Here is a 25,930-nt window from a genome sequence, read left to right on the forward strand (position 1 = left end):
CGCTGCAGGTCGTCAAAAATCGCCGCTACTGAGCTCGAAGCATTTGCGCCATCGCCGACGAACAGAAGGCCGCCGGCGTTGACCTGACCATTTCCAACCCAAAGGTTTCGTCCGGTGCTTGCCTCAAGAAGCCGGGCCGTGAACGTGGTCTGACGCTCGGCGCCGCGGTGGCAACCACCATGCCTGATGACGTCCCATTCATGGATATGGTCGACGTGTTGCCGAAGGTGTTGACGATACCGATCGAGCTCGATGTTCCGGTGTATTGGCCCGACAAGATCGTCCCGGCGTATTGTTGCTGCACACCGCTATCGCCCACGCTGATGACGAGGACGCCTTCAATCGCGTCACGCGCGAGTCCCTGCTGAACCTCGGCATTGGTGTAGGTCCGTGTCGGCGGAAACAGCATCAGCGCGTCGTCAGCGACGACGCCGCGTTTCCGCGCCTCCTCGGCGATGTTGGTCTGAATGCTCGTGACGAGCGGACCGGGTCCAGAGACGTAAGCGACCATGCGGCCGATCGGCTTCGCCGGCAATTGTCGGTCGGCATATCCCTGCATCGATGTCGTGATGCAGCCCGACAAGGCAATGGCAGCCAATGGAATCGCGTCGACCGTTCTTGCCCAATTCATCGAAACGCCCCGGCAATAATTCAAGGACTGCAACGCTCGATTGTGCCTTGGATTGGCCGAACAAGCCAGTCGGCATGTGGACAACCTTAACCTTACGCCGTCGTCATCCCAAAAAGCCGCTTCACGGTGGCGGTGCACAAAAATAGAGCTATGAAGCGCCGCTTCCGGCGTACAGCCCCCGGCGCCGGTGGCGGCTTGATGATCAGGCCTTGTCCTGTGGGAAGCGCGAGAATGGCGACGCCATGCTGAGAGGCCCAGGCGTCAAACGCACGCTTCTGGGCCTCGTAGCGAACGAAACCATAGTCGTCGAGCAGAACCGGGGCGCCGGGCTGGAGCTTGCTCCAGAAGTGGTCGATGGCCGCGATCTCGGGCGTGACATTGTTCATGTCGATCGACAGATAAGCGACGGCATTGATGTCGACGGTCGACAGGCTCGATGGGACACTGCCACGAATGATTTCGACGTTGTTGTATTCGGAGAAGTTGCGAACGGCATCCTCATAGATGTCGGTCTTGTACATCTCTCTGAAGTAGCCGAGGTTGCCGCTTGCGACCTCCTCATCGGTGACGAGGCGCTCGTCGACACCGGTGAACGTATCAAACAGAAAAAATCGACGTTGGAGGTTGTTCCAGTCGAGATAGTGCATGATTGAAGAGCTGAGCATGCCGCGACATACGCCGCATTCGACGAAATCGCCGCCAAGGCTGACGCCGATGCTGGCGCACCAGAGCGCAACGTGCGTCCGCCAGAAATAGCGAGGCTCATAGCCCTCGGCGGCGGCGCCACGTTCGTAGGCGGCGACGAAGCGGGGATCCCGCATGAAGTCATGGTTGTGCACGATCGCGGGATCGGTTCGCAATCCCGCGTAGTCGTATACGGGCGTGTAGAGCCGGGGGCCGGCAACGTCCGGAATCGAGGGCTCGCTCGAGTTGGTGCCGTCGTTCGCTCCGGCCAGTTGCAGCTTGAGCTTGATGAGCTCGGTCGACATCTCACGAAGCGCCAAGCTCTCGCGCTGCAGGTTCTGGAGATAGCTGGCCGATACCGTCTCCGTCGGTTCGCTGGCTTGCGAATCCGTTGGGACCTGATCCTCACCTTCGTTGCCCAATCGCGCGGGATCGAGTTCGGCGGCGTCGTTCGGTCCTGCCTCGTTGTCCTGCTCGCTTGCATGTCCATTGTGGGCCGACGAGACCAGCTGATGGAGCGTCGATTGGCGAATGAGTTGGAAGCCGACGCCGTTGAGCAGCCGGTTGATCACGGCGCCATAGCTTGCAGACATGCTGGCTCCACTGGCGCGAACGCCTTGCCAAAAAGGCCTTACTGGAATTCGATGAAAATGACTTGCGATACCTTTGGTTGTCGACCTTAGCACCCTGCTTGCGCAGACTGCAATTCCGGCAGACGTGGAGGTGCCGACATGATCGAGCTGCCGCGCGAGAGCGACGCGCGGTGATCGGGCAGCTTCTTCGTGACATCGCCTTGGTGGAAGAGATCATGGAGACGTCTCGCCAGGTTCGCACGAGCATCGTAGCCAAGGAAATGACTGAGGATCCAAAGCCGCGTGAGGATCGAGGGCGTTCGACTCATCGACTATGAAATCGAGTTTGCGATCGAGACCCATCCAGCCCGCCGCTTACGGGCGATCGAGGCCACGCATCGTCTTACCGATGTTCCGACGTGGCCAAGGGAGGCGTCTGCCAGGCTGACTATTCGATCGTTCGGGATCTTGGTGAGCGCGCCGGGACTCGAACCCGGGACCCCATGATTAAAAGTCACGTGCTCTACCGGCTGAGCTACGCGCTCGCTTCCAAGAAGCGGTGCGACGGCAGGGCCGTCACGGTCCGGATCGTCGGCAGGTCCCCATCGGAACGCTTTAGGCGTGGCCGTGGTTCACTGCGGCATGAGATCGGGGCGGCAAAAAAACCCGACCTTGGGCCGCATGCTGTCGTGGGCGCTGTGTAGGGGGTGGGTCCGTTCCGGTCAATAGGGCGGGCGGGGGAAACCACGGGAGATCGACGATCGTTTCGGGCGCGGCGATGACGGTGCCGTAGCCCGCCATGAGCCGCCATCATGAGCCGCCGTCGGCGCTCGACAGAGCGACGGCGGAGGCGACATGCGGGGTCTCATGGGCCGTCGCGATGACCCCGGACGTCGCTGTCGCCTGCGCCCTTCGGGCCCTTGCGTCCGCTCATTCGGGCTACGCGGCGCAGGCTTCCGCAGGCCTCGCTCGGCGCTACGCCTTATCCGCCGCCTTCGTTGCCGCCGCGCTCAACGGCGCCGGTTGCATCCCGGGCCCCGCCAGCTCGGGCACCCAGACCGGGCGCAGGCCGATCAGCTCGGCGGTGCGGACGGTGGCGTGGCGCCAGAACTCGAAGGAGTTGATGCGGGACATCTCCAGCAGCGCGATGGCGACCGCTGAGAGGAACGGCAGGCTCTCCAGGATCAGGACGGCGGCGAAGATGTAGAGCTCGGTGATGGCAAGCGTGTTGGTCACGATCAGGATGGTGGCGCCGATCAGGAGCAGGGCGCCGATCACGGCCTCCCAGAACGCCTGGAACTCGATCGACATCCGCGACAGGCCGCCCTTGGACGTGCGGGCGAACGCCAGGTGCTCGGTGATCAGGCCCTGGGCCACGGCGCGGCTGACCGTCCACTGCACGCTCATCGCCGCGACCATCGCGCCCAGCATCTGCCACGGCTTCACCGCCACCCGCAGCCGGTAGAGGATCAGGAAGTGGGCGAGCGAGACCACGAAGGCGGCGAGGATCGGGATGGTCAGGATCTTGTCGGGAATGGCGATGCCGGCGAAGGCAACGATCGGCGTCCAGATCAGGTTGAGGATCGCGACGACGACGCCGAGGCTCTCGGCACCGAGCCAGTTGAGCCAGCCGAGCGAGAACTCGCGCTTCTGGTCCGAGGTCAGCCGGCTGTGGCCGGGCAGGAAGCGGCGCCAGTGCTTCTTGACGATCTGGAAGCCGCCATAGGCCCAGCGATGGCGCTGCTTCTTGAACGCCTCGTAGGTGTCGGGCAGGAGGCCCTGGCCGTAGCGGGTGTTGGTGTAGTGGGTCTGCCAGCCCAGCTCCTGGATCGCGAGGCCGAGATCGGTGTCCTCGCAGATCGTGTCGCTCGACCAGCCGCCGGCCATGTCCATCGCCGCGCGCCGGATCAGGCACATCGTGCCGTGCACGATGATCGCGTTCTCCTCGTTGCGCTGAACCATGCCGATGTCGAAGAAGCCGGCGTACTCGCCGTTCATGATGTAGTGCATCAGCGACAGGTGCTCGTCGCGATGCTCCTGCGGCGCCTGCACCAGGCCGACGGCGGGGTCGGCGAAGGCGGGCACGAGGTCGGAGAGCCAGTCCGGCGTCACGACATAGTCGGCGTCGATGATGCCGATGATCTCGGCGTCGACGGCGGTGCGCTCCATCGCGATGCGCAGCGCGCCGGCCTTGAAGCCCTTGACCTTCTCGGCGTTGATGAACTTGAAGCGCTCGCCGAGCATGCGGCAGTGATCCTGGATCGGCTGCCAGAACGCCGGGTCGGGCGTGTTGTTGATGATGCAGACGACCTCGTAGTTCGGGTAGTCGAGCCGCGCCAGCGCATCGAGCGTCTGCTTCATCATGTCGACCGGCTCGAAATAGGCCGGCACGTGGATCGACACCTTCGGGCAATAGCCCTCCGGCATCGCGGCGCGCTCTTGCGCGACCTTGTCGCGGGTCAAGAGGCGCTGCGGCTCGCGGCCGAAGGCGATCGCGGCGATCTCCTCGATGCGGGCCATCGCAATGAGGATCAAAGGAACCAAGAGGATCAGGCCGAGGGTCAGCGCGAAGGTCGAGCCCCAGACGAAATAATGCACGTTCCAATAGGCGAAGACGTTGGAGACCCAGGCACCGACGCCATGTGCCGTGATGGCGAGCATCATGGCCTGCAGCACGGTCGGCTGGCGCAGCCGCACGATCGGCAGCGACAGCAGCACGCCGACCAGCAGCGCGATGGCCGCGAGCTGCCAATAGTCGGGATTCACGATCGGGCCGCTCCAGGCGAATTTCGCCTCGCGCGCGGCATTGAGGACGCCCCAATACGGGCCGACGCCGCCTTCGAAATATTTCCAGGGCTGATCGATGGCCTCGACGATGTTGTATTCCATGCCGATCGAGGCGGCCTGGGCGAGAAAATTGCGCAGCACCTTCGCCTGCCGGAGCGGGCCCGGCACGGCGGGGCCGCGGTTGTCGCCGCTGCGGCTGTAGCCCTGGCTCGGCCAGCCGAACTCGGCGATCATGATGCGCTTGCCGGGGAACTGCTTCTTCAGAAGCTGATAGCGATCCACCGCCTGGTCGACGGCCTGGTCGTCGGTGAAGAATTCCCAATAGGGCAGCACGTGCGCGGCGATGAAGTCGACATTGGCCGCGAGCTCGGGGTTGTCGCGCCAGCTGTTCCAGACGTCGCCGGTGGTAACGGGCACGTTGACCGACTTCTTCACGCGCTTGATCTTCTCGATCAGCTCATCGACCTTCTGGGTCGCCGTGAGGATGGTCTCGTTGCCGACCACGATGCCGATGACGTTGCTGTTGCGGCGGGCGAGGGTGATGGCCGACTGGATCTCGCGCTCGTTGCGGTCCGGATCCTTGTCGATCCAGGCGCCGAGCATCACCTTCAGTCCGGCCTCTGCGGCCAGCGGCGGCACGATCTCGAGGCCGCCGGTAGAAGAGTAAAGCCGGATGGCCCGCGTCATCGTGGCGAGCTTCTTCATGTCGGCGCGGATGCGTTCCGGCGAGGCCACGGTGTTGGCGCCGGGAGCCCCGGTTCCTTCATGCGGATCGTAGGAGACGCTCTGCAGCAGGCCGGTAAAACTGGGGGCCTCCTGTTTGTCCTGCAGCAGTCCCCAGAGGGCGGCGTGCACAGCGGTGACGAGGAGCAGGACGGCGACAACGGCACGCATTGGAGGGGCAACCATTCCTAGGATCAAGTCAGCGGTGAAGCGGAGCGGTCGATCGCCGTTCCATCTCGGGTATCCGATGCTACCGGGATCACGTTCGCGGGCGACGTCCGACGACGAGCGGCGAAGGCGATCATTCTCACGCCGTCACAGCCGAAGGCCGCGACATCATATGTCATCCCAACAGAGCCCAATCCTGCTGAACGGTGCCTGAACCGGGGCGAGGCTCAGGCGCGCGTCGAGGACCTCGATCGTATCTCGGCCGTATCCTGCCACGTGATCGGAGCGCTGTCATGCCGCAGCCGCGCATGGCGCCTGGTCGTCGGGATCGTGCGTCCCGCCTGCCTTCAGGCGCCGGTCACTTCGCCGGAGGCTGCGCGGGCGAGGGCGATGCCTGGGGAGCGGGCTGCTGCGTCGGCGCTGGCGAAGCCTGCGCGGCCGGGGTCGAGGCCGGGCCCGGCGCAGGCGCCGCAGCCACCTGCGGCTTGGCGTCCGGATTGATCCAGCAGCCGTGGACGTGGTTGTTCAGCGAGTTCGGCATCTTCGGATCGATCTGCGGGATGAAGCGCGTCAGGCAGCGGAAGGCGGCCTGAACGTGGCCGCCGGGGCAGCCGAACCGGTCATAGAGATCAAGGTGGCGGAAGGCGGTATCGAGGTCGTCGTTGTACATCAACTGGACGACGCGGCGGCCGAGCCAGACGCATTCGGGATTGCCGGCCGGGCCGCCACTGAGCGCCTGGGACGCTTCGGTGAATTCGTCGGCCTTGCGCTGGTTCTCCTTCGACACGTCGGCCGGATTGGCCGCCTGCGGCTTTTGGTCCTGGGGATGGTCGCTGCCGCTCTGGGCGAGCGCGCCGGGCGCGCCGATGAGGAGCACGAGGCCCAGAGCCGCCGACAGGCGCGAAACCGAAAACTTGGAGTGGAGCACGCGTCGACCCATAAATTCCCCGATTGTTGCCTTCGTGCCGTCCCCTGACGGACGCAGTGTTGATGCCGATCAAATCAGCCCCGATTGCGGCGGGAGATTGATTCCGACTGTCGCAGAGCGTTCCTAACGGGCGCTTGCGCAGGGGCCCAATCTGGGTTGCGACGTTGCGACGGCCGGGGCCAACCGGGATTCCCAATGACCGGAATCTCGGATTTTGTCCAGCAACGTACCAACTTTCTCGCGTCATCGTAAAAGGGCGATGTGGAGCGGGTACGCCGGGAGCGCCGGAGGGCCCGATCGCCTACTTGGCAGATCGCCGCCGACCGGGTAATCGACACCACCCTGCCTGGAGACACGGAACTGAAATCCCTTCCTACGCCGCTGGCGCTTCTGCTCATATCCTTGGGTGTCATCGCCGCCGCGTGGTGGTGGCTGGCCCAGCCGATCATGCTCGCGCGCGCGCCGATCGAGCCAGCTTCGAAGCTGCAGTGCGTGTCCTATGCGCCGTTCCGCGGCCAGCAGAGCCCGCTGGATCCGACCACCCATATCGACGCCGAGCAGATCGAGCAGGACCTGGTGCAGCTCGCCAAGATCTCCGAATGCGTGCGCACCTATTCGATCGAGAACGGTCTCGACCAGGTGCCGGGAATCGCCGCCCGCGTCGGCATCAAGGTGATCCAGGGCATCTGGCTCGGCTCCAACAAGCTGAAGAACCAGCAGCAGATCGGCATCGCGGTCGACCTGATCAAGCGCTATCCGAAGGTGATCACGGCCGTCGTGGTCGGCAACGAGGTGCTGCTGCGCGGCGAGATGACATCAGCCGATCTGGCCGCGACCATCCGCGGCGTCAAGGCGCAGGTCACGATTCCCGTCACCTATGCCGACGTCTGGGAGTTCTGGCTGCGCAACCGCGAGCTCTACGACATCGTCGACTTCGTCACGGTTCATATCCTGCCGTACTGGGAGGACATCCCGGTGCGCGCGAAATTCGCCGCCTCCCATGTCGACGCCATCCGCCAGCAGGTCGGCGTCGCCTTTCCGGGGAAGGAGATCCTGATCGGCGAGACCGGCTGGCCGAGCGAGGGGCGCATGCGCGAGGGCGCGCTGCCGTCGCGGGCCAACCAGGCCCGCGTGGTGTCGGAGATCCTCAGCCTCGCCAAGCGCGAGAACTTCCGCGTCAACCTGATCGAGGCCTATGACCAGCCGTGGAAGCGCAAGCTCGAAGGCACGGTCGGCGGCTATTGGGGCCTGATCAGCGACGATACGCGGGCGCTGAAATATCCGCCGGGCGAGCCGGTCAGCAACTATCCGCTGTGGAAGCTGCAGATGGGCGGCGGCATGATCCTGTCGTTCGTGGTGTTCCTGGCCGGCTGGCTGACGGTGCGGCGCCGGCCCTGGCCGCCGCACCTCTCGGCCTGGGTCGGGGTCGGGATCTCCGCGACGACGGCGGGCGTGCTGTTCGGCATGGCCGCGGACAAGATGTTCTATGAGAGTCTCGGTGCCGGCGGCTGGCTGCATTGGGGGGCGCTGCTCGCGGCCGGCGTCCTGGCGCCGATCCTCAGCGCCAATGCGACGATGGCCGGGCGGCCGTTGCCGACCTTTCTCGACCTGCTCGGACCGAATGACGGCCGCAAGCAGTTGAAGATCACCTACCTGCTGGGCCTGGTCCTCGTCGTGACGGTGCTGATTGCGGCCGATACGGCGCTCGGCTTCGTGTTCGACCCGCGCTACCGCGATTTCCCGTTCGCCAGCCTGACCATGGCGGTGGTGCCGTTCGCGATGCTGCTCGGCAATCGTCCGGCGCAGGGTCCCCGGCCGATCGCCGAGGCCAGCTTCGCCGGCCTGCTCGCGATCTCCTCGGTCTACGTGATCTACAACGAGGGCCGCGACAACTGGCAGGCGATGTGGACCTGCGCGATGTATCTGCTGCTGGCGTTTACGCTGTGGCGGGCGCGGGCCGCGCAAAGCCGAGGATGAGCAGGCCGATCGCCAGCCCCGACAGCACGATGTTGTAGAGCACGATGCCGAGGCCAGCGGCGATCAGCCCGCCGGTCAGCAGCACGATCGACGGCCGCATCACGTGCAGCACTGCGATCACCAGCGCCGTGGCGCCGAACACCGAATTCTTGAACAGCGTGGTCGCAACCGCCCGGCTCTTGCAGGCCAGCGTCTGCAGGCCGGCGTCGCAGGCGAGCGCGACGCTCGACAGCTCGATCGCCAGATAGCGCAGATAGAGGGCATAGCCGACGGTGACGAAGCCTATGATCAGGAGCCATTGCACCTGATAGGGCGAGAGGCGGAACGGGGTCTTTTTCATGCGCGGGACTATGCTGCGGAAAGGACGTGCGGACAAGCCGCAAAGCCGGTTCGCGGACTGCTTTCACAATCCGTCCCAACCGGCTTTGGCCGCACGTCGATTCGAGCCTCAGGAGCGGCGGAAGAACGACGACAGCGCCGACGGCTGTTCGGGCTTGGGCGCCTCTGCCGGCGGCGGTGCCGGCGCTGCCGCAGCCGGCGGCTCCTCGCGCTTGCCGTGACGCTGCTGCTGGGCCTGCGGCTGATACGTGCGCCGGCGCTGCACCGGCTTCTGGGCGGCAGCCGCGGGAGCGGCCGGCTTGGCCGTCTCCGGCTCCTCGCGGACCGCGAGGCGTTGGCCGTCATAGACGGTGGTCTCGCAAGCGCGCTGGCTCTCGGCGAGGACCGCGCAGATCTTCGCCGCCGTCGCCGCGTCGCCCAATGGGCCGGCGCCGAGCCGCAGTTGCATACCTGGACCGCTCCGGCCTTCCTTCAGGATGATGATCGGCCTGAGCAGGGCGAGGTCGGCATGGGTCTTCACGAGATCCCGCCACAGCGCCCGCAGGCCGCCGAGCGAGTTGGCTCCGCCGAGATCGACGGCGAATTCGGTCTTCTGGACCGCCGTGACCGCGGCGTCGGTGCTGTCACTGCCCTTGGCGCCGGCGGCCTCTGCGGGTTCGGCTCTTGCGAGCTTGTCGGTCTCGGCCGGCTTGCCGGCCGGGTCCGAGGCACCACCAGTCGGCTTGGAACCGGTCGCAGCCGGCGATGCGGACGAGGCTGACGGTGTCGGCGAAGGGGCGGAAGAGACCGGCGATGACGAAGCCCCCGATAGCCCGGCCGACATCGGCTTGGCCTGCTCCTGTTTCGTCTTGTCGGCGCTCGCGGCAGCCGGCGGGGTACTCGGCTGAGCCGGACTGGTTCCGGCCGCCCCGTTGGGAACCGGCATGAACGGCGACGCGTTCGCGTATGCGGGCAAGGGGCCGGGTGGCGGGGAACCCGACGGGGCCGCCACCGGGGCCTGGGACTCGACGGCAGCGATCTGTGGCCCGGAGGGCGCCTTGCTGCCGGGGGCGGGATTCGCGGTCGCCTGGGCGCTCTGCTTGGCCAGCGCGCCGGTCACCGAGTCCAATCCCTGCTCGAGCACCGTCACGCGCGCGTACAGCCGGTCGCGATCGGTGTTGAGCGTCTCGATGGCCGCGCCGAGCTGGCGCGCCTCGCCCTGGGTCTCACGGGCCAGCGACTGCAGCAGTTGCGCCTGGCGCGACAGATCGGCCGCGGAAACACGGTCCTGCCGCCATCCCTGTGCGGCCTGATTGGTGAAAACGGCCAGGCCGACGGCGCCGACGGCGCCAGCCCCCCACCAGCCGAGCCGCCACAGCGCGCGGCGATCGAACTCGTTCTCGTCGGCAAACAGTCCGGACAGAGTCGCGCCCGTCTTCTCAGCTCCATTCGTGCCGGCGGATTTGCGGGAGTCCCTAGCCATGAACCTGCCTTAATCGAATCACGAAGCGAACATTAACAGGAAAACCACCAGGGGCTTGAGCCGGTGCGGCTTGCCCCGCGCAGAAAACGCATTATGACAGCGCGACCTATGCGCTCCCTTCATCCCAGGTGTTTCATGACCGCTCGATCCAGTCTGACCATCGTGCTTGCGGCAGGCGAGGGCACCCGGATGCGCACGAGCGTGCCCAAGGTGTTGCATCCCATCGCCGGCGAATCACTGCTCGCGCACGTCCTGGCGGCGGCGCCGCACGGGGATGGCGCCAGCATCGCGGTGGTGGTGGGGCCGGGGCACGACGCGGTCGAGAAGGAAGCCAGGCGCCTGCGCCCGGATGCGGATATCTTCGTCCAGCACGACCGGCTGGGGACGGCGCATGCGGTGCTGGCGGCGCGGCAGGCGATCGCGCGCGGCGCAGACGATCTGCTGGTCGCATTCGGCGACACGCCGCTGATCACGGCCGAGACGTTCGCGCGGCTGCGGGCGGCGCTGGCGCAGGGCGCAGCGCTCGCCGTGCTCGGCTTTCGCGCCGCCGATCCGACCGGCTACGGTCGCCTGCTGCTCGACGGATCGAAGCTGGTCGCGATCCGCGAACAGGCCGATGCGAGCGAAGCGGAGCGGGCGATCACGCTGTGCAATGCCGGGGTGATGGCGATGGACGGCCGTTGCGCGCTCGCGATCCTCGACCGGATCGGCAACGCCAACAGCAAGGGCGAGTATTATCTCGTTGACGCGGTTGCGATCGCGCGCGAGCAGGGGCTCGACGCGGTCGTGATCGAGACGTCTGAAGACGAAGTGCGCGGCATCAACACCAAGGCGCAGCTCGCCGAGGCCGAGGCCGTGATGCAGACCCGGTTGCGCCGCGCGGCCATGGATGCGGGCGTGACGCTGATCGCGCCGGAGACCGTCTATCTCGCCGCGGATACGACGTTCGGCAAGGACGTGACCATCGAGCCGTTCGTCGTGATCGGCCCCGGCGTGTCGATCGGCGACGGCGCGGTGGTGCATTCGTTCTCGCACATCGTGCAATCCAAGCTCGGCCGCAACAGCCTGCTCGGGCCGTTCGCGCGGCTGCGGCCCGGTACGTCGCTCGGCGAAGGCGCCAAGATCGGCAATTTCGTCGAGGCCAAGGCCGCAGTGCTGGAGGCGGGCGTGAAGGTCAATCACCTGTCCTATATCGGCGACGCCCATGTCGGCGCCAATTCCAACATCGGTGCCGGCACCATCACCTGCAACTATGACGGCTTCAACAAGCACAAGACGAACATCGGCGAGGGCGCCTTCATCGGCACCAACACCTCGCTGGTGGCGCCGATCAACATCGGCGCCCGCGCCTATATCGGCTCAGGCTCGGTGATCACGCGCGACGTGCCCGACGATGCGCTGGCGCTGGAGCGCAGTCCTCAGACGACGCGCGAAGGCGCCGCGGCGCGCTTTCGGAATGCCAAGCAACGCCACAAGAAGTGAGCTGAAACATCAGCTTTCGTCGTCCTGGAACTCGGCGAACATCGCACGTGTCAAACGCCAGCCGCGGCGGGTGGCGTGCTTGACCGGCTCGTTCGTACGGTGCTTGATAGGCATCGGCTTGAGCTCGTTGCTCAAGGTCGGCGGCGGCCAGTGCGCCAGATGGCTCCCGGACGTCGGATGCGACAGGCTCAGCGGGCTGGTGCCCTTGGGATCAGTTGGGCGGCGGCTATAGGTCATGGCGTCCTCTCCGACGCGACAGTCTCTGCGCAAAAGCGTTGACCTGGCGTTAAGTGCGCTCCGAACTGGACCTCCGCATCGAACCGGAGTTGCCTGCAGGCCCTCGGTTAGGGCTCTCACTTAACCCTGTCGCAATCCGCAATAATTATTGAACCTGAAAGCGCGCCGTTTTCGTTAAGACAATGCCACGCTTTTGAATCTCTCTCGACGATTTGGGGACTGGCGCTGATGTGCGGAATCATCGGGATCCTGGGACGCGGGCCGGTTGCCGAGCATCTCGTCGATTCCCTGAAACGTCTCGAATATCGCGGCTACGATTCCGCGGGCGTCGCCACGCTCGAGGGCGATCATCTGGACCGGCGGCGCGCCGAGGGCAAGCTGAAGAACCTCGAGAAGCGGCTCGGGCAGCAGCCGCTGAAGGGACACGCCGGCATCGGTCACACCCGCTGGGCCACCCACGGCAAACCGACCGAGAGCAACGCGCATCCGCATGCGACTGACAACGTTGCCGTGGTGCACAACGGCATCATCGAGAATTTTCGCGAACTACGGGCCGAGCTCGAAAAGCAGGGCGCCAAATTCGCATCCGAGACCGACACCGAGACCGTCGTCCATCTGGTCAATTCCTATCTGCTGAAGGGCCACACCCCGCAACAGGCCGTGGCTGCGTCGCTGCCGCAGTTGAAGGGCGCGTTCGCGCTGGCGTTCCTGTTCAAGGGCCACGGCAATCTCCTGATCGGCGCCCGCAAGGGCTCGCCGCTGGCGATGGGCTATGGCGACGGCGAGATGTTCCTGGGCTCGGACGCGATCGCGCTGGCGCCGTTCACCGATACGATCAGCTATCTCGATGACGGCGACTGGGTCGAGATCACCCGCGACGCCGGCATCATCCACGATGCAACGGGCGCGGTGGTGAAGCGCGAGGTGCTGAAATCCGGCGCGTCGTCGTTCCTGGTCGACAAGGCCAACTATCGCCATTTCATGGCCAAGGAAATCCACGAGCAGCCGGAGGTCGTCGGCCACACCTTGGCACGCTACGTCGACATGGGCACCGAGCGCGTGATGCTGCCGGCGCGGCTGCCGTTCGACTTCAAAGATATCCAGCGCATCTCGATCACCGCCTGCGGCACCGCGAGCTACGCCGGCTTCGTCGCCAAATACTGGTTCGAGCGCTTCGCGCGGGTGCCGGTCGAGCTCGACGTCGCCTCGGAGTTCCGCTACCGCGAGGCGCCGCTGCGCCAGGGCGATCTCGCCATCTTCATCTCGCAATCCGGCGAGACCGCCGACACCCTGGCGGCGCTGCGCTACGCCAAGTCGCAGGGCGTCCATACGCTCTCCGTCGTCAACGTCCCGACCTCGACGATCGCGCGCGAGAGCGAGATCGTGATGCCGACGCTTGCCGGCCCCGAGATCGGCGTCGCCTCGACCAAGGCCTTCACCTGCCAGTTGATGGTGCTGGCGGCGCTCGCGATCGCCGCCGGCCGCGGCCGCGGCGAGCTCTCGGAAGCCGACGAGGCCAAGCTGGTGCACGGCCTCGTCGAGGTGCCGCGGCTGATTGCGGCGGCGCTGACGGTCGAGCCGCAGATCGAGAAGCTCGCGCGCGAGATCGCCAAGTCGAAGGACGTGCTCTATCTCGGCCGCGGCACCTCCTATCCGCTGGCGCTGGAAGGCGCGCTGAAGCTGAAGGAGATCTCCTACATCCATGCCGAGGGCTATGCCGCCGGTGAGCTCAAGCATGGCCCGATCGCGCTGATCGACGAGACCATGCCGGTCGTCGTCATCGCGCCCTATGATCGCGTGTTCGAGAAGACGGTGTCGAACATGCAGGAGGTCGCCGCGCGCGGCGGCAAGATCATCCTGATGACCGATGCCAAGGGCGCCGAGGAGGCGACCGTGGACTCGCTGGTCACGATCATCATGCCGGACATGGCCGCGACGTTCACGCCGATCGTCTACGCCATCCCGGTCCAGCTCCTGGCCTATCACACCGCCGTGGTGATGGGGACGGACGTCGACCAGCCGCGCAATCTCGCCAAGTCGGTCACGGTGGAGTAGCAGCGGGTTTCTCTTGGCTGATGCTCTCGCATCGCCTTGAGAACCAGTTCGGCGTAAGTTGCGACGCGGCATCTTCACATTCGCTGTCATCCCGGCGAACGCCGGGATCCATAGCCACAGTGCTTAATGGTTCGCAGCGCCGGCGGCTCCAGCCTGTCTCAAACGACCTCTCGGGATTATGGGTCCCGGATCTGCGCCCGCCAACGCTATCGCGTTGCCGGGCTTGTCCGGGACGACACCGTTTTTTTCGCGCCCACACCTCACGGGGGGCACGAGCGTGCAAACTCGGCCGTGCTTGCCGTCTGATCCGCAATCCGACATCAGTTTCAGGCGATGTCCCCGACGGAGTTCGGCGGTCCGCTCCATCACGGGGATCACGATGGCTTTCGACACTTGGCTGCTGTTCCTGCTCATGAGCATCGGTATCTCGCTCACGCCCGGCCCGAGCGGCCTGCTGGCTCTCACCCATGGGGCGCTGCATGGCGGGCGCAGGACGCTGTTCACGATCGCCGGCGGCCTGATCGGCTTCGTCCTCATCATCGCGCTCTGCATGTTCGGCATCGGCGCGCTGGTGCAATCCTCCATCACCTGGCTGGTCGTCCTGAAGTGGGTGGGCGGGCTGTATCTCGCCTGGCTCGGCATCAAGCTGTGGCGATCGCCGCCGGTGGCGGTCGATGCCGGCAGTGAGCCCGCCGTTGCGAGCGGGCAGGTGCTGTTTCGCCAGGGTTTCCTGACCGCGGCCACCAATCCCAAATGCCTGCTGTTCTTCAGCGCCCTGTTGCCGCAGTTCATCGACCCCGAGCGCAGCCTTGCGGTACAGTTCGGCATCGTGGCCGTCACCTATACGGTGACCGAGTTCCTGACCGAGGTCGCCATTGCCAGCGCGGCGGCCCAGGTTCGTCCATGGCTCGCCCGGATCGGGCGGCGCTTCAACCAGGTCTGCGGCGGCATCTTCGTGGCGGTCGGCCTGGCCCTGCCGCTGCGTAGCGCCTAGGGCAGCGCGTTTGCCCTTTTGAGTGGCTCCTCGCCGCAGCAGGGATTGAAAAATCGACGCCTTGCGCGTTGACTTGGTGCCCGGCTGCCGGGCCACAGGTCAGCGGCAAAGCGCGCATGTGTCGGAAAGAGGGCCTTCGCCCTTCAAAAATCTGCTAAGACCCCTAGGTGAGATTTGATCCGACCCGGAAGTTCGCATGAGTTCCCGCGACGACCTGCCGCCTGAGACCGATCCCTTGGCCGATGCTCCGGCCGAGACGCCCCACCATGGGCTGATGTTCCGGTTTCGCAACTATTTCCTGACCGGCCTCGTCGTCGCCGGTCCCGTTGCCATCACGCTCTACATCACCTGGTGGTTCGTGACCTGGGTGGACGGGCTGGTCCGGCCGTTCGTGCCGCTGGTCTATCGTCCGGAGACCTATCTGCCGTTCGGCGTGCCCGGCTCCGGCCTGATCGTAGCCGTGATCGGGCTGACGCTGCTCGGCTTCCTGACGGCCAACCTGATCGGCCGCACCCTGGTCGACCTCGGCGAGCGGCTGCTCGGCCGCATCCCGGCGGTGCGGGCGATCTATCGCGGCCTCAAGCAGGTGTTCGAGACGCTGTTCTCGGGCAAGGGCTCGAGCCTGCGCCGTGTCGGCCTGGTCGAGTTTCCCTCGCCCGGCATGTGGTCGATCGTCCTGATCTCGCAGCCGCCGAGCGCGGAGATTTCGAGCCGGCTGCCCGGTGACGACGAGCAGATCTCGGTGTTCTTGCCGTGCGCACCGAACCCCACCACCGGCTTCTTCTTCTATCTGCCGCGGAGCAAGATCATCGAGGTCGACATGAGCGCCGAGGACGCGGCGACGCTGATCATGTCCTGCGGCGTGGTGCAGCCGGGATCGGACCAGCAGAAAAAAGTCGCGGCGCTGGCCAACATGGCCAACGCCGCGCGCCTCGCCAACGCACCCGCGCAGCCAGCGCCGCACCGCGAGCCCGAGCCGGCCAAGGCGGACTAGGCTGAAAGGCCGACTGGCGCGAAAGGCCAGCCACTGCGGAAGAGCTAGGCCGCATCCTGCGGAACGAACACGCGCAGGCGATGCCCGTCCGGATCGAGCGCGACGAACGTGGTTCCGAAATCCATCCGTGTCGGCGCCTGCGCGATCGAAAGTCCGCGCGCCTTCCAGTCGTCGTGCAGCCGCTGGACCTCGCCGGCATCGCCGACCGCGAACGCGACCTCGCCGAAGCCTGCGGCGCCCGTCGCTGGCGGCTCGACCGTGTGCCGCGACCACAAGCCCAGCATGACGCCCTCGCGCAGCGGCAGCATGGCAAACGTCGGCGATTGTTCGATCGCGGGCCGGCCGAGCAGATCCGCATAGAAGGCCGCGCTCCTCGGCGGATTGTCGACATAGAGGATCAGGAAATTGAAGTCGGGCATCGTCATCTCTCCGGTGGCGGCGCCGGCTGCGGCGCTTCAGCCACACGACTAGCCGAGCCCTCTGCCAGATTCTGTCAGCAGCCTTCGTGAGCATGGTCGGTGGCGGTCCGGTCCGCCCAGCGGGCGAACGTGCGCATCGCGGCGCTTTGCACTGCATGATGATGCGGGGAAAGCACAGCCACGGATGTCATCGTTCCTACAACCAATGGGCGGTGGTGTTTCGAATGGTCACCATGGAAACATCGGGCAAACAAAAGTAGGGCGTTGGGGAGGCGCGTAGGATGCCTGTGAGTAGGACGACATTGTTGTGCGCGGTCGCGCTGTCTGCGGCGTCCCTGCAACTGACCGCGCCGGCAGCAGCCCAGACCACCTATGCGCGCATTCAGGCTTTTGGCGACAGCTACGCCGACACGGGCAATCTCTGGACCTTCACCGGCGGCGCCGGCAAGCTGCCGCTCTATCCCACCGGTCGCTTCAGCGGCGGTACGAATTTCGTCGACACGACCTCGGCGCTGCTCGGCATTCCCCAGCTCAACTACGCGATCGGCGGCGCCATGGCGGGCAATACCAACGTGGTGGCGCCCGGCATTCCCGGCTTCTTCCAGGAATGGAGCGGACTGACGGGCTTCTCCGGCACGATCTCGTCGACCGACCTGGTCGAGATCTCGGTCGGCGGCAACGATGCGCGGGCCTATTACCGCGCCGGCGGCTCGCTCGCTGGCGCGCCGACGGCCGCGGCCGTCACGGCCCAGCAGGCCATGGCCGGCATCAACGCGCTGGTCGGGGACGGCGCGCGCAGTATCGTGTTCACGGCCGGCGATGTCAGCACCTTGCCTGAGGCCGTTGGCAACGCCAATGCTCCGGCCGGCAAGGCCTACAGCACGACCTATAACAGCCTGATGCAGCAGTCGCTCGCTGGCGTCGCGCGTTCGGGCGTGCGTGTCGAGTACGTCGACACCGGACTGATCGGCACGCTGATCCAGGCCAATCCGTCGCGCTATGGCTTCACCAATGTCGGCGCCTGTCCGATCGCCTGCATCGGCAATCCTGCGCTGCAGAACCAGTATCTGTTCTACGTCGATGGCGTGCACCTGACGTCACACGGCTTCGAGGTGCTGGGGCAGTACATCGTCAACCGCCTCAACGCGCCGCTGACCTTCGCGCCGCAAGGCGAGGTGGGGTCGATCACCGCGATGGGCTTCGCCTCGACCCTGTTCGGCAAGCTCGACATGTTCCGCGAGGCCGCGGGCTTTGCTCCGTCGACGATGAACGCCTATGGGGCAATGGGCCGCCCGCCCTACACCAAGGCGCCGCCGCTCGCGCCGGTCGGTCCATGGTCGTTCTACATGCAGGGCAATGGTGGCGTCAGCGACCGCCAGGGCAGCGCCGCCTCGAACGGCTTCAATCTCGACAGCATCGGCGGCACCATTGGCGTCGAGTACCGGCTGTCGGCGAACACCATGATCGGTACCGCCTTCGACTATTCCAATCCAAAGGCGAGGCTGTTCAACAGCGCCGGCACCACGGATGCCAACTCCTATCAGTTCGGCCTCTACGGGGCCTGGGCCAGCAGCAGCCTGTTTGCCGAGGGCCTGGCGACGATCGGCCATCAGGACTATCGCAACACGCGGCCGGGCGTGGTCGACACCATCACCTCCAATCCCGGCGGCACCACCTTCGTCGCGGCCGGCAAAGCCGGTTACCTGTTCGATGCAGGCACGGCGAAGCTCGGCCCGATCGGCGGGCTGACCTATGCCCGCGCCCGTGTCGACGGCTTCACTGAGACCGGCGATCCTGCGCTCACGCTCGCGGTCGGCTCGCAGACCGCCGAGACCCTGATCGGCAGCGTCGGCGTGCAGCTGCGCACCCCGTTCCAGGTGCAGGGCAACGTCATCAATCCGTACCTGAACCTGACGCTCGATGACGACATCATCGGCAACGGCCGCCTGATTCAGTACAGCGCGACCTCGGCGCCCGTCATCGTCAACAACTGGACGGTTCCGAACGGCACCTCGCACAACGTCTACGGCCGGGTGAGCGCCGGCGTCGTGGCGCCGTTCTGGAGCAATGTGGCGCTGACGGTGAACGTGTCGCGCACCATCGGACGCACGGGTGGCGACGATTTCTTCGGCAGCGGGGGATTGAAGATCGCGTTCTGAGGTCTGCCGCGGCGGTCAGCGTTCTCGGGGGCTCTGAGGGGAGCGTTGACGCTGCGGCCAAGGCGAGGGCAGCCCGGAAGGGCTGCCCTTCGTTTTCGTGCCTTCAATTTTGTCATGGGGTGCGCATAGTCTTCGAGACCATCGTTGGAATCGGAGCGTCATCATGCCTCCCAGCATTGCCGTCATCGCGCCCGGCGCCATGGGCAGCGCCATCGCCGCCCGTCTCGTGGAGCACGGCTGCAAGGTTCTGACGTCGCTCGAGGAACGCAGCGCGGCGACGCGGGCGAGGGCGGCCGCATCCGGCATGGTCGGCGCCAGCGACGCCGAGATCGCCAATGCCGACATCATCCTGTCGATCGTGCCGCCGGGCGAGGCTGTGGCGCTGGCGGAGCAGCTCGCGACGGTCATCAACCGGAATTCGAAGAAGCCCATCATCGTCGACTGCAACGCCGTCAACGTCGAGACCATCCGGACCATCGAGGACATCGTGCTGTCGTCGGGCGCGCGCCTGGTCGACGCCGCCATCATCGGTCTGCCGCCGAAGCCCGGCACGAAGGGACCGGCCTTCTATGTGAGCGGCGAGGCGGCGGCCGATGTCGCCGTGTTGGGCGAACTCGGGCTCGATCTGCGCCGGATCGAAGGGCCGATCGGCGCGGCTTCGGCGCTGAAGATGTCCTATGCCGGCATCAACAAGGGACTGACGGGGCTCGGCGCCGCGATGGTGCTGGCCGCCACCCGCGCCGGCGCAGCCGACGCGCTGCGCGACGAGCTGGCGCTGAGCCTGCCGCACGTCCAGGCCCGTCTCGCCAACGCACTGCCGGACATGCTGCCGAAGGCCTATCGCTGGGTCGCCGAAATGCGCGAGATCGCGGGGTTCCTCGGCGAGGATCATCCGGCTGCTCTGATCTACGAGGGCTTTGCGCGGTTGTTCGAGCACATTGCGGCGGACGTGCAGGGCGAGGGCACCGACGCGGCGCAGCTGGTGGCGTTCGCCGAGAGTTGCAGAACGAAGTAGACGATTTCAGCTCGTCGTCCCGTGCAAGCCACGACGCGCGATAGCGCATCGTGGTGCAGACCCGGACCCATACTCCGCGGCGGTTGTGAGGTACGAAAAAGCCCATCGCCATCCTGCCTCAAACTGATCCCTGGGGTTAAGGGTCCCGGCTCAGGGCCGGGACGACAGGGGAGTTTGTTGATGCACCTTCTGCTGATCAACCCGCCGTCAGCAGCGGGATCGCCTCGTCGCGTTCGTAGAGATACAGCAGGCAGCGCAGCGCATCGCTGCGCGGGCCCTTCAGCTTCGGGTCTTCCTTGAGTATCCGCAGCGCCTCGTCGCGGGCCTGGGTGATCAGTTGGGCATGCACCTCGGGCCGCGCGATGCGGTAGCCGGGCAGGCCGCTCTGGCGGATGCCGAGCACGTCGCCTTCGCCACGCAGCTTGAGATCCTCCTCGGCGATGCGGAACCCGTCTGTGGTCTCTCGGATCACGGCGAGGCGGGCCTTCGACATCGGCCCGAGCGGTTCGTGATAGAGCAGGATGCAGGTCGAGGCTTCCGAGCCGCGGCCGATCCTGCCGCGCAGCTGGTGCAACTGCGCCAGGCCGAAGCGCTCGGCGTTCTCGATCACCATGATGCTGGCCGCCGGCACGTCGACGCCGACCTCGACCACGGTGGTCGCAACCAGCAGGCGCAGCTCATGGGCCGCGAACCGCCCCATGACCTCGTCCTTCTCGCTGCCCTTCACTTTGCCGTGGACGAGGCCGACCTTGTCGCCGAAGCGCTCGCGCAGGCTCTCGAAGCGATCCGTCGCGTTGGTGAGATGATCGATGCCCTCGGCCTCGGATTCCTCGACCAGCGGGCAGATCCAGTACACCAGCTTGCCGGCATCGAGCGCGCGGCCGACGGCGTCGACGACCTCGCCGAGCCTGGTGTCGGCCACCGCGCGGGTGTCGATCGGCTGCCGACCGGCCGGCTTCTCGCGCAGCTCGGAAATGTCCATGTCGCCGAAATAGGTCAGCACGAGGGTGCGCGGGATCGGCGTCGCCGACAGAACCAGCACGTCGACGGCCTCGCCCTTCGAGGTCAGCGCCAGCCGCTCGCGCACACCGAAGCGATGCTGCTCGTCGACGATGGCGAGCGCCAGCGACTTGAAGACCACGTCGTCCTGGATCAGCGCGTGCGTGCCGATAAGGATGTCGATCTCACCGGCTTCGAGCCGGGCGAGGATGTCGCGGCGTTCCTTGCCCTTCTCGCGTCCGGTCAGGATGACCACGTTCATGCCGGCGCGAACGGCGAGCGGCGCGATGGTCTTGGCATGCTGGCGCGCCAGAATCTCGGTCGGCGCCATCAGGGCCGCCTGCTTGCCGGCCTCGGCGACGGCGGCCGCCGCCAGCAGCGCTACCACCGTCTTGCCGGAGCCGACGTCGCCCTGCAGCAGCCGCAGCATCCGCACCGGCTTTTCGAGATCGGCGGCAATCGCGGCCATCGCCTCGGCTTGCGAGTTCGTCAGCGCATAGGGCAGGGCGTCGATGATCTTGCGGCGCAGCCGGCCGTCGCCGGCATGGCGGTTGCCCGCGGGCCGGCGCAGCTGCGCCCGCACCAGGGCCAGTGCCAATTGGCCGGCGAGCAGCTCGTCGAAGGCCAGGCGGGACCAGAACGGGTTCTCAGGCAGGATGTCGGTCAGCTCCTGCGGGACGTGCACCCGCGTCAGCGCCTCCTTCAGCGAGGGGAAGTTGCAGCGTCGGAGCACCTCCGGACTGATCCATTCCGGCAGCTCAGGCAGCTTGGTCAGCGCCACAGCGATCGCCCGCCGCAGCGAGCCGAGCGCCAAGCCTTCGGTCAGCGGATAGACCGGATCGATGCCCGAGAGCTTGGCGAAGCCGGCCTCGTCCAGGATGCGGTCGGGATGCACGATCTGCGGCACGCCGTCATACATCTGCACGGTGCCGGAGACGTAGCGCTTGGCGCCGACCGGAAGCATCTTCTCGATGTAGTCGCCCTTGGGCCGGAAGAACGTCAGCACGACGTCACCGGTCTCGTCGCTGGCGTAAACGAGGTATGGCGCGCGCGCGTTGCGCGAGGGACGGTGGCGGTCGACCGTGACTTCGAGCGTCACCACGGTTCCGACCTCGACGTCGCGGACCTTCGGCCGGTTGCGGCGGTCGATCACGCTGGCCGGCAGATGCAGCAGCAGGTCGACCAGCCGCGGCGTCTCGGTGCAGCCGAGCAGGTAGCGCAGCAGCTTGTCCTGCTTCGGTCCGACCCCCGACAGGGTCGTGACCGGCGCAAACAGAGGATTGAGGATGCTGGGGCGCATGGAGCGAACACTTAAAGCGGTTTGGGAGCCGGAATAGCCGCGAATGCCGAGACATCCACGTCTTTTTCTCAGGTTCGAGGTGCCGGGCATGCCGGTTCTGCAGCCCGGGAGGGGCTGACAGGGGCGCTGTGCACCGCTATATCAACCGCGCCCGGCACCGTCCGGGCTTTTGGCGTTGAACAGCAGGATGTCGCGATGACCGGAACGACCCGATCGAGCCAAGGCCTTGACGACCGCCGCAAGCGGCTCCTGTTCCGCTGCTGGCATCGCGGCACCCGCGAGATGGATCTGATCCTCGGCCGCTTTGCCGACGCCGAGATCGGCGCCCTCAGCGAAGGCGAGCTGGCCGAGCTCGAGCAACTGCTCGAAGTCCCCGACCCGGACTTCTATGCCGCGGTCACCGGCGCCCGGCCGCTGCCGCCGGAGCAGACTCCGGCGCTGTTCGAGCGCATCAAGGCGTTCCGCGCGGTGGGCGCCGATTGATGAAGAGCCCGGTCAAGTCGCCCGCCGAGCACCTCGCGCCGGGGCGCGCGCTCACGCTCGCCAACGTCGCGGAGGGCGCCGAAGGCCTCGTCGTCTCCGACCTCGCGCGCGCCACCGCGGCCAAGCCGAAGCCGCCGGCGGTGAGCCTCGCCGTGGTCTGCCGCGACGGCAACCGGATGCAGCAGCTGGCGCGAGCGCTCGACTTCTTCGCGCCGGATCTGCCGGTGATGCAGTTCCCGGCCTGGGACTGCCAGCCCTATGACCGCGTCTCGCCACATGGCGGCATCCTCGCCCAGCGCGTGACCACGCTGGCACGGCTGTCGCGCCTCGCCGGCAGCGACAAGCCGCTGATCGTGCTGACCACCGTCAACGCCATCGTGCAGCGCGTCCCCTCGCGCGACACCATGGCGGGGCAGGCGCTGTCGGTCGCTCCGGGCCATGTCGTGCCGATGGATTCGGTGATCGCCTGGCTCGAGCACAATGGCTACCACCGCTCGTCGACCGTCCGCGAAAGCGGCGAATATGCCGTGCGTGGCGGCATCCTCGACCTGTTCCCGGCCGGCCTCGACCAGCCCGTGCGCTTCGACTTTTTCGGCGATAGCCTGGAATCGATCCGCACCTTCGACGCCGAGACCCAGCGCACCCTGCTCGACATGCGCTCGCTCGACCTCGTGCCCGTTTCCGAATTCCAGCTCGTCACCGACACCATCCGCCGCTTCCGCATGGGCTATGTCGCCGAGTTCGGCGCGCCGGAGCGCGACGATGCGCTGTACGAGGCCGTCAGCGAAGGCCGCCGCTATCCGGGCATGGAGCACTGGCTGCCGCTGTTCCACGACAAGATGGAGACCTTGTTCGACTATCTGCCGAACACACCCATCGTGATCGAGCCGCAGGGCGAGGATGCCGCGCGCGAGCGCTTCAAGCAGATCATCGATTATTACGACGCGCGCCGCGAGGCGATGGAGCATCCCGGCGGCGGGGCGATCTACAAGCCGCTGACGGTCGACCGCCTCTATCTGACGTCCTCCGAATGGGCCGAGCGGCTCGCCGCCGTCCCGCTGGCGCGTGTCACTCCGTTCGCGGTGCCGGAGAGCGCCAACGTCGTCGACATCGGCGCGCGACAGGGCCGCAACTTCGCGCCCGAGCGCAACGATTCCGCCGTCAACGTATTCGAGGCCGTGGTGGCGCACGTGCAAGCGCTGCAATCGGTGCGCAAGAAGGTCGTGATCGCGCTGTGGAGCGAAGGCTCGCGCGACCGCATGGCGAGCATGCTGAAGGATCACAAGCTGATCCATGTCACCAGCGTCAACACCTGGCGCGTGGTGCAGGCGACGCCGCGCAACGAGACCATGCTCGCGGTGCTCGGTCTCGAGACCGGCTTCGAGACCGATCAGATCGCGGTCATCTCCGAGCAGGACATTCTCGGCGACCGCCTGGTGCGGCCGCGCCGGGCGAGCCGCAAGCTCGACAATTTCATCTCGGAGGTGACGAGCCTCGCGATCGGCGACATCGTCGTTCATGTCGATCACGGCATCGGCCGCTTCGTCGGGCTGCAGACGCTCGAGGTCGCCGGCGCGCCGCATGACTGTCTCGAGCTGCGCTACGCCGGCGAAACGAAGCTGTATCTGCCGGTCGAGAACATCGAGCTGTTGTCGCGCTACGGTTCCGACCAGACCAATGTCGAGCTCGACAAGCTCGGCGGCTCCGGCTGGCAAACACGCAAGGCCAAGCTCAAGAACCGAATCCGCGAGATGGCCGGCGAGCTGATCAAGATCGCCGCCGAACGCATGCTGCACGAGGCGCCGAAGCTGCCGGTGCAGGCCGGCCTCTATGACGAGTTCTGCGCGCGCTTCCCCTATGACGAGACCGAGGACCAGCTCGCCGCGATCCAGGCGACGCTCGCCGATCTCGAAGCGGGACGGCCGATGGACCGGCTGGTCTGCGGCGACGTCGGTTTCGGCAAGACCGAGGTGGCGTTGCGGGCCGCGTTCGCGGTCGCGCTCGACGGCAAGCAGGTCGCAGTCGTCGTGCCGACCACGCTGCTCGCGCGCCAGCATGCAAAGACTTTCGCTGAGCGCTTCAAGGGCTTTCCGGTCAACGTCGCACAGGCGTCGCGGCTGGTCAGCACCAAGGAGCTCAATCAGGTCAAGAAGGGCCTCGCCGACGGCTCGGTCGACATCGTCGTCGGCACCCACGCGCTGCTCGGCAAGGCGATCAAGTTCCGCGATCTCGGCCTCGTCATCGTCGACGAGGAGCAGCATTTCGGCGTCAGCCACAAGGAGCGGCTCAAGCAGCTGCGCGCCGAGGTGCATGTGCTGACCCTGTCGGCAACGCCGATCCCGCGCACCTTGCAGCTCGCTCTCACCGGTGTGCGCGAGTTGTCGATCATCGCCTCGCCGCCAGTCGATCGTCTCGCCGTTCGCACCTTCGTCGCGCCGCATGATCCCGTGATGATCCGCGAGGCGCTCTTACGCGAGCGCTATCGCGGTGGCCAGGCGTTCTACGTGGTGCCGCGCATCGACGATCTCGCCGAGGTCAAGGAGTTCCTCGACAAGACCGTGCCGGAGATGAAGGTCGCGGTCGCGCACGGCCAGATGGCGCCGACCGTGATCGAGGACATCATCGGCGCATTCTACGACGGCAAGTTCGACATCCTGCTGTCGACCACGATCGTCGAATCCGGCCTCGACATTCCCCGCGCCAACACGCTGATCGTGCACCGTGCCGACATGTTCGGCCTTGCCCAGCTCTATCAGCTGCGCGGCCGCGTCGGCCGCTCCAAGCTGCGCGCTTATGCGCTGTTCACCCTGCCGTCGACGCACAAGATCAGCCCACTGGCCGAAAAGCGCCTGGGCGTGCTGCAGTCGCTGGAGACGCTGGGGGCCGGCTTCCAGCTCGCCAGCCACGACCTCGACATCCGCGGCGCCGGCAATCTGCTGGGCGACGAACAGTCCGGCCACATCAGGGAGGTCGGCTTCGAGCTCTATCAGTCGATGCTGGAGGAGGCGATCGAGAACCTCAAGGCCGGCATCACCGAGCCGACGGTCGACCGCTGGTCGCCGCAGATCACGATCGGCATGCCCGTGCTGATCCCCGAGGACTACGTCTCCGACCTCTCCGTGCGGCTGTCGCTGTACCGCCGGCTCGCCGATCTCGAGACCGACGACGAGATCGAGAACTTCGCCGCCGAATTGCGCGATCGCTTCGGCAAGCTGCCGGACGAGACGCGCTATCTGTTCAAGGTCGCCGCGATCAAGAACTACTGCCGCCGCGCCAATGTCGAGAAGGTCGATGCCGGCCCGAAGGGCGCCGTCATCGCCTTCCGCGACAACAGTTTTGCCTATCCGGACCGCCTCGTCGCCTTCATCAAGCGTCACGGCCAGGCCGCCAAGGTCCGCCCGGACATGAAGGTCGTGTTCCTGCAGGTCTGGGAGACGCTGGAAGAGCGGCTGGCCGGGACCACGGATATTCTGAAGGACCTGGCGGAGCTCGCGGAGAAGAAGAAGGCGGCGTAGCGCAATG

General features: G+C 66.3%; 18 protein-coding genes and 1 tRNA gene. 9 read left to right on the top strand and 10 right to left on the bottom strand.

Annotated elements, in window-relative coordinates:
- Nucleotides 1-25: 25 nt before the first annotated feature.
- From QX073_RS06255 to QX073_RS06275, 5 genes are all read right to left on the bottom strand, one after another.
- A complete protein-coding gene (locus QX073_RS06255; protein ID WP_316225462.1) occupies nucleotides 26-631 on the bottom strand; it encodes a hypothetical protein in 606 nt (201 codons plus the stop codon).
- Nucleotides 632-723: 92 nt separating this feature from the next.
- Nucleotides 724-1,887 (bottom strand): TylF/MycF/NovP-related O-methyltransferase, encoded by a 1,164-nt coding sequence (locus QX073_RS06260; RefSeq protein WP_316225463.1) that lies wholly within the window; start codon nucleotides 1,885-1,887, stop codon nucleotides 724-726.
- Between the two features lie 469 nt (nucleotides 1,888-2,356).
- Nucleotides 2,357-2,432 (bottom strand) — tRNA-Lys (locus QX073_RS06265).
- Nucleotides 2,433-2,862: 430 nt separating this feature from the next.
- Nucleotides 2,863-5,568, bottom strand: coding sequence for a glycosyltransferase (locus tag QX073_RS06270; RefSeq protein ID WP_316225464.1), 2,706 nt, complete (start codon nucleotides 5,566-5,568; stop codon nucleotides 2,863-2,865).
- A gap of 355 nt (nucleotides 5,569-5,923) precedes the next feature.
- Nucleotides 5,924-6,505, bottom strand: coding sequence for a beta-1-3, beta-1-6-glucan biosynthesis protein (locus tag QX073_RS06275; protein ID WP_315751613.1), 582 nt, complete (start codon nucleotides 6,503-6,505; stop codon nucleotides 5,924-5,926).
- A gap of 435 nt (nucleotides 6,506-6,940) precedes the next feature.
- Between QX073_RS06275 and QX073_RS06280 the strand changes: the two genes are divergently transcribed.
- On the top strand, nucleotides 6,941-8,470 hold the full coding sequence (locus QX073_RS06280; RefSeq protein WP_316225594.1) for a beta-(1-6) glucans synthase: 1,530 nt from the start codon (nucleotides 6,941-6,943) through the stop codon (nucleotides 8,468-8,470).
- Here the strand turns inward: QX073_RS06280 and QX073_RS06285 are convergent.
- Entirely contained in the window at nucleotides 8,430-8,810 is a 381-nt protein-coding gene (locus tag QX073_RS06285; protein ID WP_284416120.1) for a hypothetical protein, read from the bottom strand. The genes QX073_RS06280 and QX073_RS06285 overlap by 41 nt on opposite strands.
- A 108-nt stretch (nucleotides 8,811-8,918) precedes the next feature.
- The gene (locus tag QX073_RS06290; protein WP_316225465.1) at nucleotides 8,919-10,271 is read right to left on the bottom strand and encodes a hypothetical protein; all 1,353 of its coding nucleotides are present in this window, start codon (nucleotides 10,269-10,271) and stop codon (nucleotides 8,919-8,921) included.
- Between the two features lie 135 nt (nucleotides 10,272-10,406).
- Between QX073_RS06290 and glmU the strand changes: the two genes are divergently transcribed.
- Nucleotides 10,407-11,753, top strand: coding sequence for a bifunctional UDP-N-acetylglucosamine diphosphorylase/glucosamine-1-phosphate N-acetyltransferase GlmU (gene glmU / locus QX073_RS06295; protein WP_315712025.1), 1,347 nt, complete (start codon nucleotides 10,407-10,409; stop codon nucleotides 11,751-11,753).
- A gap of 9 nt (nucleotides 11,754-11,762) precedes the next feature.
- Here glmU and QX073_RS06300 read toward each other — a convergent pair whose 3' ends face one another.
- Nucleotides 11,763-11,990, bottom strand: coding sequence for a hypothetical protein (locus QX073_RS06300; protein ID WP_315712023.1), 228 nt, complete (start codon nucleotides 11,988-11,990; stop codon nucleotides 11,763-11,765).
- Nucleotides 11,991-12,218: 228 nt separating this feature from the next.
- Here QX073_RS06300 and glmS point away from each other — a divergent pair, with 228 nt between their 5' ends.
- The 3 genes from glmS (at nucleotide 12,219) to QX073_RS06315 (ending at nucleotide 16,033) form a co-directional block, all read left to right on the top strand.
- Complete coding sequence (glmS, locus tag QX073_RS06305; protein ID WP_316170505.1) at nucleotides 12,219-14,045, top strand: glutamine--fructose-6-phosphate transaminase (isomerizing); 1,827 nt, start codon at nucleotides 12,219-12,221, stop codon at nucleotides 14,043-14,045.
- A 379-nt stretch (nucleotides 14,046-14,424) separates the two neighbouring features.
- Nucleotides 14,425-15,039, top strand: a complete 615-nt coding sequence (locus tag QX073_RS06310; RefSeq protein ID WP_316225466.1) for a LysE family translocator — start codon at nucleotides 14,425-14,427, stop codon at nucleotides 15,037-15,039.
- Nucleotides 15,040-15,235: 196 nt separating this feature from the next.
- Nucleotides 15,236-16,033, top strand: a complete 798-nt coding sequence (locus QX073_RS06315; RefSeq protein WP_316170506.1) for a DUF502 domain-containing protein — start codon at nucleotides 15,236-15,238, stop codon at nucleotides 16,031-16,033.
- A gap of 44 nt (nucleotides 16,034-16,077) precedes the next feature.
- Here the strand turns inward: QX073_RS06315 and QX073_RS06320 are convergent, their stop codons facing one another.
- Complete coding sequence (locus QX073_RS06320; RefSeq protein WP_316170507.1) at nucleotides 16,078-16,452, bottom strand: VOC family protein; 375 nt, start codon at nucleotides 16,450-16,452, stop codon at nucleotides 16,078-16,080.
- A 281-nt stretch (nucleotides 16,453-16,733) separates the two neighbouring features.
- Between QX073_RS06320 and QX073_RS06325 the strand changes: the two genes are divergently transcribed.
- Together QX073_RS06325 and QX073_RS06330 are read left to right on the top strand one after the other, a co-directional pair.
- Nucleotides 16,734-18,611: an autotransporter domain-containing protein gene (locus QX073_RS06325; protein WP_316225467.1), complete on the top strand. Its 1,878-nt coding sequence runs from the start codon at nucleotides 16,734-16,736 to the stop codon at nucleotides 18,609-18,611.
- Between the two features lie 163 nt (nucleotides 18,612-18,774).
- Nucleotides 18,775-19,626, top strand: coding sequence for an NAD(P)-dependent oxidoreductase (locus QX073_RS06330; protein WP_316225468.1), 852 nt, complete (start codon nucleotides 18,775-18,777; stop codon nucleotides 19,624-19,626).
- A gap of 196 nt (nucleotides 19,627-19,822) precedes the next feature.
- Here the strand turns inward: QX073_RS06330 and recG are convergent, their stop codons facing one another.
- Nucleotides 19,823-21,925 (bottom strand): ATP-dependent DNA helicase RecG, encoded by a 2,103-nt coding sequence (gene recG, locus QX073_RS06335; protein ID WP_316225469.1) that lies wholly within the window; start codon nucleotides 21,923-21,925, stop codon nucleotides 19,823-19,825.
- Between the two features lie 195 nt (nucleotides 21,926-22,120).
- On the opposite strand from recG, the gene QX073_RS06340 reads away from it, so the two are divergent.
- Both QX073_RS06340 and mfd read left to right on the top strand, forming a co-directional pair.
- On the top strand, nucleotides 22,121-22,408 hold the full coding sequence (locus tag QX073_RS06340; RefSeq protein ID WP_315751602.1) for a succinate dehydrogenase assembly factor 2: 288 nt from the start codon (nucleotides 22,121-22,123) through the stop codon (nucleotides 22,406-22,408).
- On the top strand, nucleotides 22,408-25,923 hold the full coding sequence (mfd, locus tag QX073_RS06345) for a transcription-repair coupling factor (protein ID WP_316170511.1): 3,516 nt from the start codon (nucleotides 22,408-22,410) through the stop codon (nucleotides 25,921-25,923). The genes QX073_RS06340 and mfd overlap by 1 nt, the downstream gene beginning before the upstream one ends.
- Nucleotides 25,924-25,930 lie beyond the last annotated feature (7 nt).

Source organism: Bradyrhizobium sp. SZCCHNS3052, from assembly GCF_032484495.1.
Classification (GTDB): Bacteria; Pseudomonadota; Alphaproteobacteria; order Rhizobiales; family Xanthobacteraceae; genus Bradyrhizobium.

What these genes read in the sequence shown, in the direction of transcription:
- QX073_RS06325 (WP_316225467.1), top strand. Translation starts at nt 16,734, where the DNA reads ATGCCTGTGAGTAGGACGACATTGTTGTGCGCGGTCGCGCTGTCTGCG.
- QX073_RS06315 (WP_316170506.1), top strand. Translation starts at nt 15,236, where the DNA reads ATGAGTTCCCGCGACGACCTGCCGCCTGAGACCGATCCCTTGGCCGAT.
- glmS (WP_316170505.1), top strand. Translation starts at nt 12,219, where the DNA reads ATGTGCGGAATCATCGGGATCCTGGGACGCGGGCCGGTTGCCGAGCAT.
- QX073_RS06330 (WP_316225468.1), top strand. Translation starts at nt 18,775, where the DNA reads ATGCCTCCCAGCATTGCCGTCATCGCGCCCGGCGCCATGGGCAGCGCC.
- QX073_RS06285 (WP_284416120.1), bottom strand. Translation starts at nt 8,810, where the DNA reads ATGAAAAAGACCCCGTTCCGCCTCTCGCCCTATCAGGTGCAATGGCTC.
- recG (WP_316225469.1), bottom strand. Translation starts at nt 21,925, where the DNA reads ATGCGCCCCAGCATCCTCAATCCTCTGTTTGCGCCGGTCACGACCCTG.
- QX073_RS06310 (WP_316225466.1), top strand. Translation starts at nt 14,425, where the DNA reads ATGGCTTTCGACACTTGGCTGCTGTTCCTGCTCATGAGCATCGGTATC.
- QX073_RS06270 (WP_316225464.1), bottom strand. Translation starts at nt 5,568, where the DNA reads ATGCGTGCCGTTGTCGCCGTCCTGCTCCTCGTCACCGCTGTGCACGCC.
- QX073_RS06320 (WP_316170507.1), bottom strand. Translation starts at nt 16,452, where the DNA reads ATGCCCGACTTCAATTTCCTGATCCTCTATGTCGACAATCCGCCGAGG.
- mfd (WP_316170511.1), top strand. Translation starts at nt 22,408, where the DNA reads ATGAAGAGCCCGGTCAAGTCGCCCGCCGAGCACCTCGCGCCGGGGCGC.
- QX073_RS06300 (WP_315712023.1), bottom strand. Translation starts at nt 11,990, where the DNA reads ATGACCTATAGCCGCCGCCCAACTGATCCCAAGGGCACCAGCCCGCTG.
- QX073_RS06340 (WP_315751602.1), top strand. Translation starts at nt 22,121, where the DNA reads ATGACCGGAACGACCCGATCGAGCCAAGGCCTTGACGACCGCCGCAAG.
- QX073_RS06280 (WP_316225594.1), top strand. Translation starts at nt 6,941, where the DNA reads ATGCTCGCGCGCGCGCCGATCGAGCCAGCTTCGAAGCTGCAGTGCGTG.
- QX073_RS06255 (WP_316225462.1), bottom strand. Translation starts at nt 631, where the DNA reads ATGAATTGGGCAAGAACGGTCGACGCGATTCCATTGGCTGCCATTGCC.
- QX073_RS06290 (WP_316225465.1), bottom strand. Translation starts at nt 10,271, where the DNA reads ATGGCTAGGGACTCCCGCAAATCCGCCGGCACGAATGGAGCTGAGAAG.
- glmU (WP_315712025.1), top strand. Translation starts at nt 10,407, where the DNA reads ATGACCGCTCGATCCAGTCTGACCATCGTGCTTGCGGCAGGCGAGGGC.
- QX073_RS06275 (WP_315751613.1), bottom strand. Translation starts at nt 6,505, where the DNA reads ATGGGTCGACGCGTGCTCCACTCCAAGTTTTCGGTTTCGCGCCTGTCG.